Origin of the sequence: Simplicispira metamorpha (assembly GCF_004341365.1) — a bacterium.
Classification (GTDB): domain Bacteria; phylum Pseudomonadota; class Gammaproteobacteria; order Burkholderiales; family Burkholderiaceae_C; genus Simplicispira; species Simplicispira metamorpha.
In genome coordinates, this window is sequence record NZ_SLXH01000026.1 from 54,150 (window position 1) to 71,151 (window position 17,002).

17 protein-coding genes and 1 tRNA gene are annotated in these 17,002 nt (G+C 59.5%); 5 read left to right on the top strand and 13 right to left on the bottom strand.

Annotated elements, in window-relative coordinates:
• Positions 1-561, bottom strand: coding sequence for a lipoprotein insertase outer membrane protein LolB (locus tag EV674_RS13575; protein WP_119014103.1), 561 nt, complete (start codon positions 559-561; stop codon positions 1-3).
• The gene (locus EV674_RS13580) at positions 561-2,315 is read right to left on the bottom strand and encodes a tetratricopeptide repeat protein (RefSeq protein ID WP_119014104.1); all 1,755 of its coding nucleotides are present in this window, start codon (positions 2,313-2,315) and stop codon (positions 561-563) included. Before EV674_RS13580 ends, EV674_RS13575 begins: the two co-directional genes overlap by 1 nt.
• A gap of 69 nt (positions 2,316-2,384) precedes the next feature.
• Here EV674_RS13580 and mutM point away from each other — a divergent pair, with 69 nt between their 5' ends.
• The 3 genes from mutM (at position 2,385) to mutY (ending at position 6,301) form a co-directional block, all read left to right on the top strand.
• Complete coding sequence (mutM, locus tag EV674_RS13585) at positions 2,385-3,200, top strand: bifunctional DNA-formamidopyrimidine glycosylase/DNA-(apurinic or apyrimidinic site) lyase (protein WP_119014105.1); 816 nt, start codon at positions 2,385-2,387, stop codon at positions 3,198-3,200.
• A 93-nt stretch (positions 3,201-3,293) separates the two neighbouring features.
• A complete protein-coding gene (locus EV674_RS13590; protein WP_119014118.1) occupies positions 3,294-5,261 on the top strand; it encodes a dynamin family protein in 1,968 nt (655 codons plus the stop codon).
• The gene (gene mutY / locus EV674_RS13595) at positions 5,258-6,301 is read left to right on the top strand and encodes an A/G-specific adenine glycosylase (RefSeq protein WP_119014106.1); all 1,044 of its coding nucleotides are present in this window, start codon (positions 5,258-5,260) and stop codon (positions 6,299-6,301) included. Before EV674_RS13590 ends, mutY begins: the two co-directional genes overlap by 4 nt.
• 21 nt (positions 6,302-6,322) lie before the next feature.
• Here mutY and rapZ read toward each other — a convergent pair whose 3' ends face one another.
• Genes rapZ through EV674_RS13610 form a run of 3 tightly spaced genes read right to left on the bottom strand, consistent with a single transcriptional unit; the run spans position 6,323 to position 9,758 of the window.
• The gene (gene rapZ / locus EV674_RS13600) at positions 6,323-7,183 is read right to left on the bottom strand and encodes an RNase adapter RapZ (RefSeq protein WP_119014107.1); all 861 of its coding nucleotides are present in this window, start codon (positions 7,181-7,183) and stop codon (positions 6,323-6,325) included.
• Positions 7,180-8,859, bottom strand: a complete 1,680-nt coding sequence (gene recN / locus EV674_RS13605; protein WP_119014108.1) for a DNA repair protein RecN — start codon at positions 8,857-8,859, stop codon at positions 7,180-7,182. Before recN ends, rapZ begins: the two co-directional genes overlap by 4 nt.
• A gap of 2 nt (positions 8,860-8,861) precedes the next feature.
• Positions 8,862-9,758, bottom strand: a complete 897-nt coding sequence (locus EV674_RS13610; protein ID WP_119014109.1) for an NAD kinase — start codon at positions 9,756-9,758, stop codon at positions 8,862-8,864.
• A gap of 28 nt (positions 9,759-9,786) precedes the next feature.
• Between EV674_RS13610 and hrcA the strand changes: the two genes are divergently transcribed.
• Both hrcA and EV674_RS13620 read left to right on the top strand, forming a co-directional pair.
• Complete coding sequence (gene hrcA, locus EV674_RS13615) at positions 9,787-10,791, top strand: heat-inducible transcriptional repressor HrcA (protein ID WP_119014110.1); 1,005 nt, start codon at positions 9,787-9,789, stop codon at positions 10,789-10,791.
• A gap of 40 nt (positions 10,792-10,831) precedes the next feature.
• Positions 10,832-10,908: transfer RNA gene (locus EV674_RS13620), tRNA-Ile, on the top strand.
• Positions 10,909-12,012: 1,104 nt separating this feature from the next.
• Here the strand turns inward: EV674_RS13620 and EV674_RS17940 are convergent.
• The 8 genes from EV674_RS17940 to EV674_RS13660 form a co-directional block, all read right to left on the bottom strand.
• Positions 12,013-12,138: a hypothetical protein gene (locus EV674_RS17940; protein ID WP_277749432.1), complete on the bottom strand. Its 126-nt coding sequence runs from the start codon at positions 12,136-12,138 to the stop codon at positions 12,013-12,015.
• 845 nt (positions 12,139-12,983) lie between these two features.
• A complete protein-coding gene (locus tag EV674_RS17435; protein ID WP_157983738.1) occupies positions 12,984-13,742 on the bottom strand; it encodes a hypothetical protein in 759 nt (252 codons plus the stop codon).
• Between the two features lie 102 nt (positions 13,743-13,844).
• Positions 13,845-14,762: a hypothetical protein gene (locus EV674_RS13635; protein WP_119014900.1), complete on the bottom strand. Its 918-nt coding sequence runs from the start codon at positions 14,760-14,762 to the stop codon at positions 13,845-13,847.
• Positions 14,763-15,021: 259 nt separating this feature from the next.
• The gene (locus EV674_RS13640) at positions 15,022-15,411 is read right to left on the bottom strand and encodes a hypothetical protein (RefSeq protein WP_132750456.1); all 390 of its coding nucleotides are present in this window, start codon (positions 15,409-15,411) and stop codon (positions 15,022-15,024) included.
• Positions 15,386-15,853, bottom strand: coding sequence for a Panacea domain-containing protein (locus tag EV674_RS13645; protein ID WP_119014901.1), 468 nt, complete (start codon positions 15,851-15,853; stop codon positions 15,386-15,388). Before EV674_RS13645 ends, EV674_RS13640 begins: the two co-directional genes overlap by 26 nt.
• A gap of 110 nt (positions 15,854-15,963) precedes the next feature.
• On the bottom strand, positions 15,964-16,272 hold the full coding sequence (locus EV674_RS13650; RefSeq protein WP_119014902.1) for a hypothetical protein: 309 nt from the start codon (positions 16,270-16,272) through the stop codon (positions 15,964-15,966).
• A gap of 38 nt (positions 16,273-16,310) precedes the next feature.
• Positions 16,311-16,550, bottom strand: a complete 240-nt coding sequence (locus tag EV674_RS13655) for a hypothetical protein (RefSeq protein ID WP_119014903.1) — start codon at positions 16,548-16,550, stop codon at positions 16,311-16,313.
• Between the two features lie 10 nt (positions 16,551-16,560).
• Positions 16,561-17,002 (bottom strand): single-stranded DNA-binding protein (locus EV674_RS13660; RefSeq protein WP_132750457.1); only part of this gene is annotated, 442 nt, incomplete at its 5' end.

Below are 17,002 nucleotides of genomic sequence, written 5' to 3' on the forward strand. Positions count from 1 at the left end.
CTAGCGTTCAAACGTGATGCGCAGTGTGGCCCGGGGCTCAGGTGTCTGGCGCTGCGCCAGCATTTTTCCTTGCCCAATGGCACTCAGATCTGCATGCCAGCCGTCGCTGGTTGCTGGTATCCCCGAGAGCCAGCTGAACAGTGCGGTCACTGGGATGGCTGCTCCGGTGGCTTGTTCCAGCAAATCTTCCAGCGAAGAGGATTCCTGCGTAGTCTCGCCCGAGTGGAGCCGGGCATGCCCAGGCTTCCAGTCGAGTTGCACCAGCGTGTTGCCAAACGGGCTCAAGAGCCTGAGTTCGCCGTGGAGCGGGTTGCCATCCAGTTCGAAGGCCGCAGAAAAAGACTGTGCAGCCTGGCCTTCCAGTTGTAGCGCCAGGCGTCCGCTCCAGTGGGTGCGCAGTGCGCCGCTGGTCGCTGTCGGCGAGGGGGGGGTGCTACAGCCCGCCAAGGCCAGCAATGGCGCCAGCACCGCCACGGCGGCCAGTCGGCGTCTGGCAAGTTTCCCGTGGGGGGGGTGTGCGGCGCCCGGCGCAGCGTTGTACCGATGGCTGTGGCAGGGCATCAGAGCGTGGCACCCAAGCGCTTGATGGTGCTTTTCAGGGTGTCGTTGTTGGGCTTGAGCCGCAGGCCTTCGCGCCAGACTTCCTTGGCACGCTCTTGCTCGCCCAGGCTCCAGAGTACTTCGCCCAGATGCGCGGCGATTTCGGCGTCAGGCTGTTTTTGGAAGGCGGTTTCCAGGATGCGTAAGGCTTGCGTGCGGTTACCCATTCGAAACTCCACCCAACCGAGGCTGTCAGTGATGAAGGGGTCGTTGGGGGCATGGCGCAGGGCGGTTTCAATCAGTGTTTTTGCCTCTGCTAGGCGGATGCCCCGGTCAGCGAATGAATAACCCAGCGCATTGAGTGCGTGGTGAAAATCGGGCTGGCGGGCAATGATCTGGCGCAGCAGCCGTTCCATAGTGTCAAGCTTGCCCGCTTTTTCGGCCAGCATGGCCTGGTCGTAGACAAACTCGTTGTCGTCGGGGGATTGGGCCACCACACGTGTCTGAACGGCATAGGCTTGGTCGTATTCGTGGGCGTCGCGCAGTATTTGAACTTCTGCCAGCAGCTTCAGTTGTTCTTCTTCGGCGGTGGCTGCGGGCAGGGTGCTGACCAGTGCGCGGGCGCGAGTCAGTTTGCCTTGGCGTGCCAGCAGGGAAGCCCGCTGTAGTTGCGCGCTGAACAGGTCTTGCGGGTGGTCGATGCGGTTAAGCCACGCTTCTGCGTTGTCTGGGTCGCCGCGTTTTTCGGCAATTTGTGCATACAGAAGGTAGGCCTGCGTCAGTGCGCGGGGCCCGTTGGTACTGGGGGCCGCAGAGGCTGTGGTCAGTGCAATAAAGCGTTGCAGCGCGGCCTCGGCTTCGGCCAGTTTTTCTTCTTGCAACAGCAGTGCTGCCTGCATCAGCCAGGCTTGGGTTAGGTCGGGTTGGGCGGCGGTAGCGCTTTGCAACTGTTGCAGGGCTTCGGTGTTGCGCTGCAATTCGATCAATACGCGGGCATAGGCCATGCGCATTTCAGGACTGGGTTGTGCATCAAAGTAAGTCTGCACTACGGTGCTGGCGGCTTCTTCGCCACGGCCCAGCAGCTCCAGTGCCAGCAAGGCGGCGCCATCGTAGTGGGGGGCGGTGTTTTGCGCTTGTGCCGCAGCTTGCAAGGCGCCGGGTACGTCTTCGGCCAGCAGCCGCATGCGGCCTATGGCGACCCAGGCCGGTGGTGCGGTGTCGGGCTGGCGCAGGTCGGCAGCCAGCGCTTGCTCGACGATGGCGGCGGCCAGTGCTTTGTCGCTGGCACGGCGGTACAGCTGCGGCAGGGCCAGCAGTGTTGCCGTTTTGGCATACGGCGGCGATTGTGTCAGCTCTTGCGCCAGTGGCACCGCGCTGTCGCTGATGCGGTTGAGTGCGACCAGGATTTGCAGCACATAGCGATTGGCTTCGCGTGATTGTGGCCACGCCGCTTTCCAGGCTTGTGCAGCAGCCAGAGCGGACTCGCCTGAGCGCGCCTGCAAGGCGATGTCAGCAGCGCGTTGGTAGACTTTTTCGTCGTTGCTTTGGCGAGCAGCCTCCAGCATCAGGGCAAAGCCAGTGGCGGGATCGCCCGCACGGGTGGTGATTTCACCCAGCAGAACTTCATAGAAAAGCTCCGCCCCCATGGCCGCATCAGGCGGCTCCTCGCTGGCACCGGTGTTGGCGGGTGGTGTGCGGGTGGCCTTGGCTGCGGCTGTAGCTGCCCAAGTGGGGGCTGTGCCAGTCACCAGGACGGCGGTCAGCGCAGAGATCATGAAACGATGGATAGAGGCCATAAAACCATAATAATCGAAGCCCGAATGCCCCATTGGATGTCTTTTCCTATGCCCGAATTGCCAGAGGTTGAAGTCACCCGCCTGAGTTTTCACCAGGCTATTGCCGGGGCGCGGATTGTGGTCGTGGCGTTGGGCAAGCCCCTGCGCTGGCCTTTGGGTTACGCGCCTGCCGATCTGGCCGGGCGTGTGGTGCTGGGGGTGCGCCGACGTGGCAAATACCTGCTGCTGGATCTGGACAAAGGCTTGCTGCTGTTGCATCTGGGCATGTCGGGCAGCCTGCGCTTTGCCGCCAGCTTGCCCGCCCCAGGGGTGCACGACCATTTTGATCTGGCAACGACCCAAGGCACCTTGCGTTTGCACGATCCGCGCCGCTTTGGCGCCGTGGTCTATGCGCAGGACGAGCACGACGCACCAGCACGCAAGCTCTTGGGTGCACTGGGCGTGGAGCCACTGGCCGATGATTTTGTGTTCGAGCCTTTCTGGCGCGGCCTGCAAGCCAGCCGTTCGCCCATCAAGCAGGTGCTGCTGGCCGGGCGCCTGGTGGTGGGGGTGGGCAACATTTACGCGTCGGAAGTGCTGTTTCTGGCGGGCATTCGTCCCACCACCAAAGCCGCGCGCATTGGCCAGGCGCGGGCGCGCAAACTGCACCAGGCCATCGTACAAGTGCTGCGCCAGGCGGTGGCAGCGGGCGGCAGTACCCTGCGCGATTTCAGCAGTGCCGATGGCAGCGCCGGACATTTCCAAGCGCAAGCCCATGTCTATGGGCGTGAGGGCGCACCCTGTCATACTTGCGCCACGCCCGTGCGCATGGTGCGCCAGGCACAGCGCAGCAGTTACTACTGTCCACGCTGCCAGCATTCTTGAAGCAAATCGGCATCCAGCCTGCGTGCATTGGGCGCAAGCAGCTATTGTTTTAAGAGCGTTTTTGCAGACGACCTCTTGATTTCCGGGAACAAAGTGGGATCCTCATTCAACGATCAGTTTGAACTGCACGGCGCTTGGCGGCGTGCGTTTGCCCAGCAGTTGAAGCGTTTGGCCGAGTGGCTGGACTCCCACGAGTTGATGGACGCTGCTGTGCAAGAGCGTCTGCAACGCCTTGAAAACCAGATCCGCTCCGACAAAATCATGGTGGCTTTTGTTGCCGAGTTTTCGCGCGGCAAATCCGAGCTGATCAACGCTATTTTCTTTGCCGGTTATGGCCGCCGCATCATGCCGGCCAGCCCCGGGCGTACCACCATGTGCCCCACCGAGCTGGGCTACGACCCCACTCTGGGGCCCTGCCTGCGTTTGCTGCCCATCGATACCCGGCTGCAGCCCTTGAGTTTGGCCGAATGGCGCCTCAAGCCGGGCGCTTGGGAGACGCTGCCCCTGGATATTCACAGTGCTGACCAGATCGCAGCAGCGCTGGAAAAGGTCGCGCAGGTGCGCAAAGTCACGCCCGATGAAGCACGCGCTCTGGGCTTTTGGCACGACGAACTGCCTGAGGACAATCCCGCGCTGGACGATCAAGGCCTGGTCGAAGTGCCCTTGTGGCGCCACGCCCTGATCAATATGCCCCACCCCCTGCTTAAAGAGGGGCTGGTGATTCTGGATACGCCCGGCCTCAACGCCGTGGGTGCCGAGCCCGAGCTGACGGTCAACCTGATTCCGCAGGCCCATGCTGTGGTGTTCATCCTGGGCGCTGACACGGGTGTTACACGCTCTGATCTGTCGATTTGGCGCGAGCACCTGGTTTCGACGCAGGCGGGCACCGACTCGCGTCTGGTGGTATTGAACAAGATCGACACTCTGTGGGATGCGCTCAACGCCCCGGAGAAAGTGCAGGCGCAGTTGGACAAGCAGCGCAGCACCTCTGCGCAGATGCTGGGTGTGCGTGTGGAGCAGGTGCTGCCGGTGTCGGCACAAAAAGGGCTGCTGGCCAAAATCACCCAGGATGCTGCGCTGCTGCAAGCCAGCGGCTTGCCGGTGCTGGAGGATGCGCTATCGCAAGGCATCATGGGTCAGCGCCAGGCCATATTGCGGGCGGCGGTAGCGGCGGGCGTGGCAGGCTTGAACACCGAGACATCGCGCCTGCTCAATATCCGCCGCCGAGACCTCGATGACCAGATGTTGGAGCTGCGCAGTTTGCGTGGCAAGAATGCCTCGGTGATCGAATCCATGCGCACCCGCATCGAGCAGGAGCAAACTGAATTTGACCTTAGCGCCGCCCGCATACAAGCCGTGCGCGCCGTGCATTTGAAGCTGCTGAACGATGTTTTTGTGCAGTTGGGTACCAAAGCCCTGAAAGAGCAACTCAAGCCTTTGGTGGCTGCATTGCAGCAAAGGGGCCTGAAGCTGGGTGTGAAGAAAATCTATGCGGAGGCTTTTGCCAATTTGCGTGCCACGCTCGATGGTGCGCAAGCGTCCACTATTGAGATTCAGGCCATGCTGGGGGGAACCTTCAGCCAGCTCAACGCAGAGTTTGGCTTCTCGCTGCAAGTGCCCGCCACACCGCCGCTGGAGCCGCTGGCGGCCGATCTGGCCTCCATTGAGCAGGGGCATCTGCAATACCTGAGCATGGGCAACGCCTTCAAGTTGGCTCGCCCGGAATTTGCCGAGCGCCTGGGGCGCGCGCTGTTCATGCGGGTACGCACCGTGTTTGAGTCTGCGGCCAACGACCTGGAGCTGTGGAGTAAATCTGCCACCGCCCAGCTGGACGCCCAGTTGCGCGAGCGCCGACGCAGCTTTGCCCGCCGCATTGAGGCGATAGACCGCATCCAGAAAGCCGCCAGCGGCTTGGTCGAGCGGATTGCAGAAATTGAAGAAGGCGATCAGTTGCTGACCCAGTTGGAAACCAGTTTCCAGAGCCAGACAGCGCAGTTGCTGAAATTGTCGCTGGAGCCCGCAGTGGCCGTGGAGCACCCCCCCAGTGCCGTAGCTGCATGACAGCGCGTGTTGCTACCTTGGCGCAGCAGGTGGTGCGCTGGCAAACGCAGTATGGGCGCCACCATTTGCCCTGGCAGCAAACGCGCGATCCGTACCGGGTCTGGCTGTCAGAAATCATGCTGCAGCAAACGCAGGTCACGACAGTGCTCGATTACTACGAGCGTTTTTTGCAGCGCTTTGCTGATGTCACTGCGCTGGCACATGCTTCGGAAGATGAGGTGCTGGCACTGTGGAGTGGGCTGGGCTATTACAGCCGTGCGCGCAATTTGCACCGCTGTGCCCAGATGGTGGTGGCGCAGCATGGCGGCGCCTTTCCGTCCTCGGCACAGGCGTTGGCATTGCTCCCGGGTATTGGCCGATCGACTGCAGGCGCCATCGCTGCTTTTTGTTTTTCAGAGCGCGTGCCCATCCTGGACGCCAACGTCAAGCGCGTGCTGACACGTTGGCTGGGGTTTGATGCCGATCTGGCGCTGGCAGCCAACGAGCGGCGCCTGTGGGATCACGCTCAGACCCTTCTTCCCCAGGATGACTTGGCTCATGCCATGCCGCGCTATACCCAGGGGTTGATGGATTTGGGCGCCACGATTTGTTTGTCGCGCAAACCTGTGTGCGCGCAATGCCCCCTGCAAGACGGCTGCGTGGCCGCGCGACAAGGCGAACCGGAGCGCTACCCGGTCAAAACGCGCAAGCTGGTGCGCAAAGCACAGTCCTGGTGGCTGCTGGTGCTGCGCGATGGGGCTGGACGGGTGTGGCTGCACAAGCGCCCGGCCACGGGTATCTGGGCCGGCCTGCATTGTTTACCCGTATTCGAGGCCCGCGAGCAGCTACTGGCACACCCTGCCATATTGGAAGCCCCGCAAGTGACCGAGTTGCCAGCGTTCTTGCATGTGCTGACCCACCGCGACCTGTACCTGCACCCAGTACTGGCGTCCAGTACCTTCGGTGTGCCGGTTGGCGAAGATGGCGGCTGGTTTGATGCCGGGCAATGGCGCCAAATAGGCCTGCCTGCGCCGGTGCGCAAGTTTTTGGAGAATTGGTAGCTGTTGCACGGGTTGCAGAGATCAAGCATCAAGCTCGCGATGGCGGCGCAGCGTCATCCAGCGGCTGCTGAAAGTTTCTGCCAGCCGCTCCACCAAATACACCGAGCGGTGCTGGCCTCCCGTACAGCCAATGGCGACGGTGACATAGCTGCGGTGGTTCTGGGCCAAAAACTCCAGCCAGTGGTTGAGAAATTGTTCGATATGGCTGCGCATTTGGCGCACTTCTGGTTGGTGTGCCAAATAGTCTGCAACGGGTTGATCTAGTCCTGTCAAATCCTTCAGGGCTGGCTCATAGTGTGGATTGGGCAGCATGCGCACGTCAAAAACGTAGTCTGCATCGACCGGAATGCCGCGCTTGAATGCAAAAGACTGGAACACCAGCGTGAGTTGGTCTGGAGCGGATGACATCAGCCCCTTCACGTAGCTTTGCAGCTGTGAGGCCCGGATAGCGCTGGTGTCGATGACATGGGCTTGTTCGCGCAGGTCGGCCAGCAGTTCGCGCTCCAGCTCGATGACCTGTACCAGCGCGCGCCGTCCGTCGGTGAGATCGTCGTGGGAGAGGGGATGGCGCCTGCGTGTTTCAGAGAAGCGCCGCACCAGCGTATCCGTGGTGGCGTCCAGGAAAAGGGAATGCACGACGATGCCCTGGCTGCGCAAGCGCTCCAATTCTTGCGGTACCTGGGGCAAGGAGGTGGCGCTGCGCACATCCATGGCAATGGCAACTCTGTTGCCGTGGTGGCGGTGCTCCAGTGCCACAAAAGGCGCCAACAGCTCTGGTGGCAGGTTATCCACACAGTAATAGCCGGCATCCTCCAGGGCGCGCAAGGCGACGGATTTTCCCGAGCCCGACATCCCGGTAATCAAGGCAATTTCGAGTGTCATGGTTGCTGTTCTCCCTGCAGTGCAGCGTGTGCGGTGCCCAGCATTTCGCGGGCATGGGCCAGTGTGGTTTTGGACAGGCGCTGTCCGCCCAGCATGCGGGCTACTTCGGTCACGCGCTGCTCGCCTTGCACCACTTTCACGGTGCTGCTGGTGCCCGCACCCCCATGGTCTTTGGATACGACCAAGTGCTGGTGGGCCTGCGAAGCCACTTGTGGCAGGTGAGTCACGGCCAGCACCTGGCGATCCTGGCCCAACTGGCGCATCAGTCGGCCCACAGCGTCCGCGACAGCCCCGCCGACGCCAGAATCGACCTCGTCAAAGATCAGTGTGGATGCCGTGCCCAGTGCGCTGGTCGTCACAGCAATGGCCAGGGAGATGCGCGAGAGCTCGCCGCCGGAAGCAATTTTGCCAATCGGCTTGGGCGTGGCGTCGGGGTGGGCCGCTATCAGAAAAGTGACTTCATCCAGGCCATGGGCAGCAGGGTTGGCACTGGGAGCCAAAGCGACTTGAAACCGTCCACCCTGCATTCCCAGCACTTGCATGGCGTCGGTGATGGCTTGGGACAGGCGCGGCGCTGCTTGGGCGCGTGCCTGTGAAAGCTTGCGGGCTGCACGGTTGAATGTATCGGCTGCTTTCTTTTCCGTGGCCTCCAGACTGTCCAGGTCTGCGGCAGTGTTCAATACCTGCAACTCGTTTTTCCAGGACTGGAGCAAATGTGGAAGCTCCACGGGTGTGCGCTTGTAACGCCGTGCCAGGGTCAGCCACAAAGCCACCCGGGTATCCAACGCCGACAGGCTTTGCGGATCCAGATCCGCATGGCGCAGGTAGGCGTGCAATGAGCGCACCACTTCTTCGGCATGCGCCACGCTGGAGATCAGTGCGTCACTGAGGTTTTTGAATGCCGGTTCGAGGTGCTCTTGTGCCTGCAATTGCTCTTGCGCCCGGGACAGGCATGGCAGGGCGCCCGTTTCTTCTGCATCGAGCAGTTTCAATGCCTCTTGCGCTGCATCAAGCAAGGATTGGGCGTGGGTCAGTCGGGTGTGCTGGGCGTTGAGTTCTTCCCACTCGTCATCGCCGGGCGCGAGTTTTTCCACCTCTGCGATCTGCCATTGCAGTCGCTCGCGGTCACGTTGCAGGTGGTCTTGTGCGCTGCGTGCCTGGGTCAATGCCTTTTGTGCGGCGCGCCACTGCGCCCAGTGGCTGGCCACCTCATTCTGCATGGCAATGCCGGCGTAAGCGTCCAGTAGACCGCGCACTGCATCGGGGCGCGTCAGGCTTTGCCAGGCATGTTGTCCGTGGATGTCCAGCAGGTGCTCGCCCACTGTGCGCAATTGGGTGGCAGTGGCAGGTACGCCATTGATCCATGCGCGGCTCTTGCCCTGCAAATCTACGGTGCGCCGCAGCAGCAGGTGTTCATCGGCAGTAAAACCTGCCTCTTGTAGCCATGGGTGCAGCAGTGCGGGGCAGTCAAACTCTGCACAGACATCGGTGCGCTGCGCGCCTTCGCGCACCACGGCACTGTCAGCACGCTCGCCCAGGGCCAGTTGCAAGGCGTCGATCAGGATGGATTTGCCCGCCCCAGTCTCTCCAGTCAGTGCAGTGAAGCCAGGAGAAAGCTCCAGATCGAGTTGGTGAACAATCACGAAATCGCGCAGCGTGATGCTCTTGAGCGCCATCGTCAGGAGCCCCCTTCGTTCCAGCGCAGTTTTTTCCGCAAGGTATCGAAATAACTCCAGCCACAGGGGTGCAGAAAACGCACGCAGTATTCTGAGCGCTTGACCAGAATGCGGTCGCCATGCAGCAGCGAGGCCAGCGATTGCATATCAAAATTGGCACTGGCATCGCGACCGCTCACGATTTCAATGGCGATCTCGGTGATGTCCGCCAAAACAATCGGGCGGTTGGACAGAGTGTGTGGGGCAATTGGCACCAGCACCCAGCCCGGAATGGAGGGGTGCAGCATGGGCCCGCCCGCCGATAGGGCGTAGGCGGTGGAGCCGGTCGGGGAAGCAATGATCAGGCCGTCAGCCCGCTGGTTGGCAACAAAACGACCGTCCACTTCAACCCGCAACTCCACCATGCCGGAGGTTGCGCCGCGGTTAACCACCACATCGTTCATGGCAAAAGCGTCAAAGACGCACACCCCATCGCGTATGACGCGTGCATGCATCAGTGGGCGGTGGTCTTCTTCAAACTGACCATGCAAAATGGGCGTCAGTGTTGCCTGGTAGTTGTTCAGCGGAATATCAGTGACGAAGCCAAGGCGCCCTTGGTTGATGCCCACCAGCGGAATGCCGTAGGGAGCCAACTGGCGACCAATGCTCAGCATGGTTCCATCACCGCCTACTACCAAACCCAGGTCGCACCGTTCGCCAATGCCAGCGGCGTCCAGCGCCGCATACTGCGTCAATCCGGTGTGCAGGGCAGTTTGTGCCTCCAGTGCGACAGAGCAACCTTGGTCAACGAGAAACTGGGCAATGCTTTCCAGATCCTTGCGAACATTTTCTGCCATGGCCTCAGAAACAGGGCTCTGGTATTTTCCGATCAGAGCAACGTGTTGAAAACTAAGCTTCATGGCGAAATTACATCACTAAAATCGTGACATGCTCGATGAACGTTCCAAGTTGTTGCTCAAAGCGCTGGTCGAGCGCTATATTGAAGACGGGCAGCCGGTTGGCTCCCGCACGCTCTCACGCGCATCGGGCCTGGATCTTTCTGCTGCCACCATCCGCAATGTGATGGCGGATCTGGAGGCGTTGGGGCTGATTGCCAGTCCGCATACATCGGCGGGCCGAATTCCTACGGCAAAAGGTTATCGGTTGTTTGTAGACACCATGCTCACGGCCAATCGCGAGCAGCTGTCTCCACCCCAGCTCATTCCTGACCAGCCCCAAAAAGTCATTGTGAATGCAGCGCAATTGCTGTCCAGCCTGTCGCAGTTTGTCGGCGTGGTCATGGCGCCCAGGCGTACCTCGGTTTTTCGCCACATCGAGTTCTTGCGTCTTTCGGAAGGCAGATTTTTGGTCATCATCGTTTCACCCGATGGGGACGTGCAGAACCGGGTCATTTTTTCAGAGACAGATTTCACCCAGACCCAATTGGTAGAGGTCGCCAATTTTCTCAACATGCATTACGTCGGCATGACCATGGAGCAGGTGCGCGAGCGCCTAGCCACCGAAGTGGACAGCCTGCGCGGTGAAATCGCCACCCTGATGCTGGCAGCAGTCAACGTGAGTTCAGAGGCTTTTGAGCAGGCACAAGACGAAGTGGTTATTTCTGGTGAAAGAAATCTTCTGGCTGTCAGTGATTTTTCTAAAAACATGGGAAATCTGCGGCGGGCTTTCGATTTATTCGAGCAGAAAACGCAGATATTGCGCTTGCTGGATATTTCCAGCCAGGCCGAGGGCGTGCGCATCTATATTGGTGGAGAAAGCCAGGTAGTGCCTTTTGAAGAGCTTTCTGTGGTCAGTGCGCCGTATGAAGTCGATGGTCAGGTGGTTGGCACCTTGGGGGTGATCGGCCCCACGCGCATGCCGTACGATCGCATGATCCATATCGTGGACATTACGTCCAGGTTGGTGTCCAACGCCCTCAGTCACCACAAGTAAGCCCCTACAATAGCGGCTTCGCGCGGCGTCAGCGTGATCTGGGGCGTTAGCTCAGTTGGTTAGAGCAGAGGACTCATAATCCTTTGGTCGCGGGTTCAAGTCCCTCACGCCCTACCAAGCTACATAAGGAAACCCTGCTATCAATCTGGTAGCGGGGTTTTTTGTTTTCTGCCATTTACAGACTGTTTACAGACTGCGGTACAGAGTTTCTGCACCTTCTGGGGGGCTGCACCGCCTGCACTTTTCTGGTGCTTGCACAGTGCTTTAACGTTGCTTGCACGGTGCTTTAACGTTGCTTGCACGGTGCTTTAACGTTGCTTGCAAGGGGCTTTGAAGGGGCTTGCACGGTGCTGGCGCTGGTCGTGGCGGCGGCGGGCCACCTGGCCAAGGGGGTCAGATTTGAAATCCACCCCCTTGCCATCGTTGGCTCAGAATTCAGCTGTGCTCATCGCAAGCTGTGTGCGGTGGGCCCGCTCCACTTTTTTGGTGAGCGGCTCGCCAGATGATCCAGAACTACACCATCTTTTAGGTGTCGATGCTGGCTGGGCTGCTCTGGGCCATCGAGGGCTGAAAGTTCAGCCGTGGTGCCAGCATTTGCCAGCAGCACGGTGAATGCGCAGTGGGCAGCAATACCCGCTTGAACCATGACTTTTGATAACAGGCTTGGAAACCATTGGCAGCTTCGTGCAGACCTCTCGCGCGCGCGTACTGTTCGGAAAAATCGGGGCTGCGCGGCGCGCTGAATGCTAAGTTTTACTAAGTGCTGCGCGGCTTGCTCGGTATTCGCCCAAACTGGATGCCCACCAGAGCGGGCTACCCAAAGCGGGCAATCCCGGTTTGCCCCCAACGGGCGAAGCGGGGATTCCCGCCACGGCCTGCCAGGCGCAGCCACCAGCGTGGCCCCGCCGAAATCAACCGGCTCATTTTTCAGCCGGTCGCCTGGGTGTACGGCCAGCGGCGCCAGCAGTAGCCCGGTCCAGCGCGGTGATGGCTGTGTAGCATCTCCGCAAAAGCCCGGAGATAGGGGCCCCATCTAGAGGGCGTGATGAACACACCAGACGGCCCATAGGAATCTCCGGGTTTTTTCTTTTGCGTCGTGAAGCAATGCGGGTTCCAGGCCGATAGACTGCGCTTGCCTCGGTGCGCTGGCCAGCCGTGTCATCCAGCGCTCTGCAATGCCGGTGTCCATAGAGGCGGCACTGCCGGGGCACCCAATACTGCTCACGATGACGATTCGACCATGACGATGACACTGACCGAAGCCAAGGCGATGGTGCGCGATATACGTGCCGATTTATCAACGCGCTCCAACGACAGCTTGGTCGAAATTACATGGCTGCACATCATGTTCAAGGAGAATGCGCCAGTGAAATTTAGGCGGTCTTACGGATGGAGCAAGACGCTCGCGCAAAGATTGCTAGACGCTAGATTGGGAAAGCCACGGCAGATTGTGAAGCGGGACGACTCTGAAGTATCTGTGTAGCTTGGCTCCAGTCCATCACCTGCTCGTCGCCCACCTGGATTTCAAATCTGACTGGGGTAAAAACTGGGCCCAGTGCCAGCGCGGTCCAGCCCCCCGCAAACGCCCGATTTCTTGTTTACCCCGCTGTTTACCAGCACCTTGTTTACGCGCTAACCACGGCGCTAACCTGCCAGCGCTAACCTGCGCCAGCGCCCCCGATTCCGTGCGTACCAGCTTGCGTACCACCCCTGTGCGTACCTCCCAAGATGTAAGGTTTTGACAGGTTCAAGTGCAGGTTCCCGTGGAAACCCCCTTCCTGTAAATCTGCGGCTGGAAACTGAAGTTTTATGAAGTGGCTGTGGAAACTGAAGTTCCAGCAGTGCGTGGTGCAGTGTCAAGGCATCCTGAACGCCTGCATTTGCCAGCAAACGTCAACTTTTGCCAACAGGCGAGGGGCCGTTTTCGTACCGCTCTGGAACCCCCCGCCACAAAGCAAAAACCCGGCACGCTGGCCGGGTCGGTGATGGTCTGATTTCAAATCCAGCCAAGATTGCTGGGCTGCCACGGTGGCACTCGGTCACGGCGGTGGCAACCTGCATTGAATTGGTTGGCCCCAACCTACCCTGCATCAACAAGTCTTGGATGAGTTAACGATTGCTGCGGAGTTCTCACGACCGAAGGCCAAGCAAAGAACTCGGTGCGCAGCAAGAAAACGCAGATGCCTAGTTTTCTACCACTTGAGCTTAATTAAGCTGGTCGGCATGCTATTCGATATTGTGGCAATCTGAGGCGGTCGATAGACCATCTTCGCATCTAGAAGTGCTTGCTGAAGCCCAAGCTTTTCTGCCACAGCGCCCAAGGTCGGTGGCGCATGGCCAGGAAAGAGATTCAGAAAGACAGGCTGTGAGCGAAGCTCAAAGTAGAAGCCTCCTATATTCCCATCCTTGATTAGCGGGAACATGATGATTTCACTTGGGCTGTGCGAGGTTGCTTTGTCAGGCAAGAGGAAGTGGACTCCCATCAGATGGCTGAAGGACCGCCTCCCAAAAGCCACGTCTATGAGGTAAGGCGAGGGCAGACCTGGCATGGAACCATTCATGCCGATGCCAATGTGCAGGTTGCCACCATAGGAGAGATTGATGGCGGTCTTGAGCAACCAGCGTTCAAGTTTTTGGCCGTCGATCTTGTTGTCGCCCAAAGAGCCGTCCTTAGTGGGTGTTGCGGATCGCTGGAAGAGACCCACGGCCTTTTTCGCTTCCGAGTCTGCATCAGAGAGTGCAGAGTTATGTGCCTTGCAGAGGATCTGCCGTTGAAGGCCATTGATCCCTATAGATTTGGCCTCCTGCTTGCACCAGTCAAAGCCAGATACACGCACGACGCCTTCCGGAAAAAGGCACTTGGATACAAGGTGTTCAGCTGACGGCCCTTCGCCACAATTGCCACAAGCAGCAGCCCAACACTTGAATTTGCGGTTATGAGGATTTCCCATGGTGTCAGCGGCGTTTCATGTTCATATTTGGCATCTGCAAACAACTCCGCGCCATTGTTGTCCAGTTCGGTACCGATCAAGGCTGAATTGATATCTGTCTGCTTACCCCACCAGGTTCTCCAGCACGGCATCCGTTTCGTTGCGGTCGAACATCTCGTGCGCGGCCATGTAGCGCAGCACGGCCTTGGCCTCGTCGCGGGTCTTGGGCCGGATGCTGGCCAGGCAGTGGGCCTCGATGTAGTGGCGCCGGGCGCTGACCTCGGGCAGGTCGTCCCCCGCGTTGTCCCAGCCGTTGCGCAGGTGGTAGAGCGCATCCCAGAATTCCAGCTCGTGCAGGCAGTCGGCCAGAGTGTGCGGGGCCATGTCCTGGTGGTGGTCAAACGCGGCATTGGCCTGGGCCGGGTCGTACTCGCGCCAGCCCTTGGTGGCCACCGGCACCAGCGCCAGCGCATCCACGCAAAACCGCTCCTGCACGTTCTCGGCAAACACCGCCTGCTCACTGCCAAACCGGGCCAGTGCCTCGCGCTTGCGGGCCTGCTTGTCCAGTGTGCGCTCGGCCAGCCCCTTGAGGTCGGCAAAGCCGATGCTGCCAAAGACGGCGCGCATGGTGTTGCCGCCACTCTCGCGCATGAGGAAGTCCCCGTAGCGCTTTTCCAGCTCTTTGACCGGGGTCTTGATGCGCTCGGCGGCCTGCATGGCCTTGGCAATCAGGGCGGCATCCCCGGTCTGCACGACCTGGCGCAGCCACAGCACAGCGTCCAAGTCCTTGTTCCCCGTGACGGCCACGGGCTGGGGCGGTGCAACCGGGGGTTGCAGTGCGGTGCAGTCGCTGGCCACGATCTCGGGCAGCCGGAAGAACGCGCGCAGCGTGGTGTTGTCGCGGGTGATGCCTGCACGGCTGCTGATGGCCTTGACCGTGCCCAAGGGGATGTTCAGGGCCTGGGCCACGGCGCGGGCCGATTGCGTGCGGCGCAGCGCCAGCACCTGGGCGCGAAGGTCATTGGGCGTGGGTGCTGTCATAGCTTCAGAAATCCAGCGGCTCAAGGTCGGCGCGGTTGCAGCGCTCGTGTGGTGCAGATGGCGCACCTCTAGGGGTGGTGCGCTGCAGGTATGGGGTGCAAAGGCAATCACGTTCAAGAACTACGCGCTACTTTTTTTCGGAATCCACGTGCCTCAGCTTAAAAACCAGTAAAAAAAGCCCTACTAGTTATAGCAGGGCTTCCTTTTATAGCTAGGAATTAAGCAAATCAGTAGGACTGCCTTTCGTAAAAAAGAGGCTTTAATGCCCTTTACTGATTTGGTTTTTTACGATACCTGAGATTACGGCGCCCATGCCGCCGCTAAAAAGTATGGACTGAATTTTTCCAATTTGCTCTGGATTTAGCCAGTGCAGACGAGTCTGGCCTAAAAAAGCAGGAGCTAGATGGTGCCAAGACCATATCAGCAGCGCTGAAATGAAGATAGCAGCAAAAACAATGGTTAATGAGACCAATATCCAGCCATAGACCCTGAGCCATCGTCCATCATTCTGATGCTTGATTTTGTCAAGTTCGCCCCACTCCTTTTCTTCCTTTCTTGCGGGGCTAGATGCCCAGCGAAGACCTGAAGAAGGAACGTCCGGAGGTGGAATGCCGAAAACACTCTCAGGAGGTAATTCTTCTTCGCTCACTTAGTAATGCTCTGTAATGCTCGGAAATATTTGCATCTGTAATCTCTGCATTAACACCAGGTACATAGGCGTCTGTCCACGGCGTACCTGCTTGATGAGTCAGGTAAGAGAGCCTGATGCCATCCAAATGACCGTATGCATTAAAGATTTCCTCCAAGAACTTTTTGTCTTCTGGTTGAACAGGAAAATCATCATCACCACCAATTAAATCCAAAGGCATCGGATTTCTGCCATGGTGCTTGGTCACTTGGTAAAGGTCTGGAATTACTGGGCCATATTTCCAAGCTTCAATTCGATTGCGGAACAAATCTTTATTTCGAAGTGCCAGGCTCCAACCGTGAGCGATGTATGTCAGCTTAACAAGCTGCATAGGAGTAAGTGATTTGCCTTTTTTTTTGGCAATTCGCAAAAGGGCGTCTGCAACAGAAAGTACATCGTACATCTGGCACCTCCTTTCTTGTCATAGCCAGAGCCCTCGCGGTTAACGAAGAGGACAGAGCAAGTATTGCACAAGTTATCCGACCCCTAATAGTCCCGGAGTTCAGGTGAAATTCAGCGGCGCTGCGTCCTCTTTCTAGGGCATTGTGCCCACCCCCCATCAGCACCATCGAACTGCCAGAGCGAAATGCCGTTGACCAGCCAGGGGCGGCGCACGTTGATGACGTGCTCGTCAGCGTCGGTAAACAACTGGCGTTTGGCAAAGCCACCGCCCGTGGACAAGATGGCCAGCGCGTTTTGCATGGGCGCCGTCAGGTGGCTGATGTTTTCGTAGGCCACCACATGGTTTTTGCCAGCGGCCACAAACACGTCTTCAATGCTCTTGGGGGCGCTGCGCAGGTTGCAGCCGCTGGGGTCAATCAAGCGCGCAGGGCTTCGGCGGTGGTGCTTTTGCCGCAGCCTTACTTGCCCACCAGCTCCAGCCCCAAAAACGGTGTGTCCGGGCGCAGGCAGTCCAGCAGCCAGGCCAGCACCAGGGGGAGCATGGCCTCGGGCACGTTGGCAATGCTCCACAGCGCGTCGATGCTGCCGCCATACACCGGTTCGGGCATGGGCTGCATGGATTCGCTGCGCACAAACACCACGGGCGCGCGCTGCACGATGCGCCAGCTCTGGGCGCGCAGCGGGAGTGTGGTGGTCATGCCTGGCACCTCACCAATCCAGCGGTGCGCCGTCATCGAGGCCGCTTCGATCTCGTGGCGCCATCGCACGCCACGCTTCATCCTTGGGGCGTTGCTGGCGCGTTGCGGGTGCGTTGCCTGAAACGTTCTCGCCGCGTTGCATGGCGTTGCGCTTGCGGGTGACGTGGTAGGCCGTCAGCACCTGGTGCGCCACCAGGTCGAGACCGGGCCGGGCGTTGCCTTCTTTGTCCACCCATACCTTGGGCGTGAGGCTGCCCGACAAGGCCACGCTGTCGCCGTCTCCCAGCGCCAGCAGTGCGGTGCAGGGCGCGGCATCGAAGGCGATCACGTTCACGAACAGGCTTTCACCGTCGCCAGCAGCGGCGCGCACCTTGGCCAGGGCGAACGGTTTGCCGCTCTTGCTGGTGCGCTCGGTGGGCTGGCCGTACAGCTTGCCGGATATGAGGGCGTCA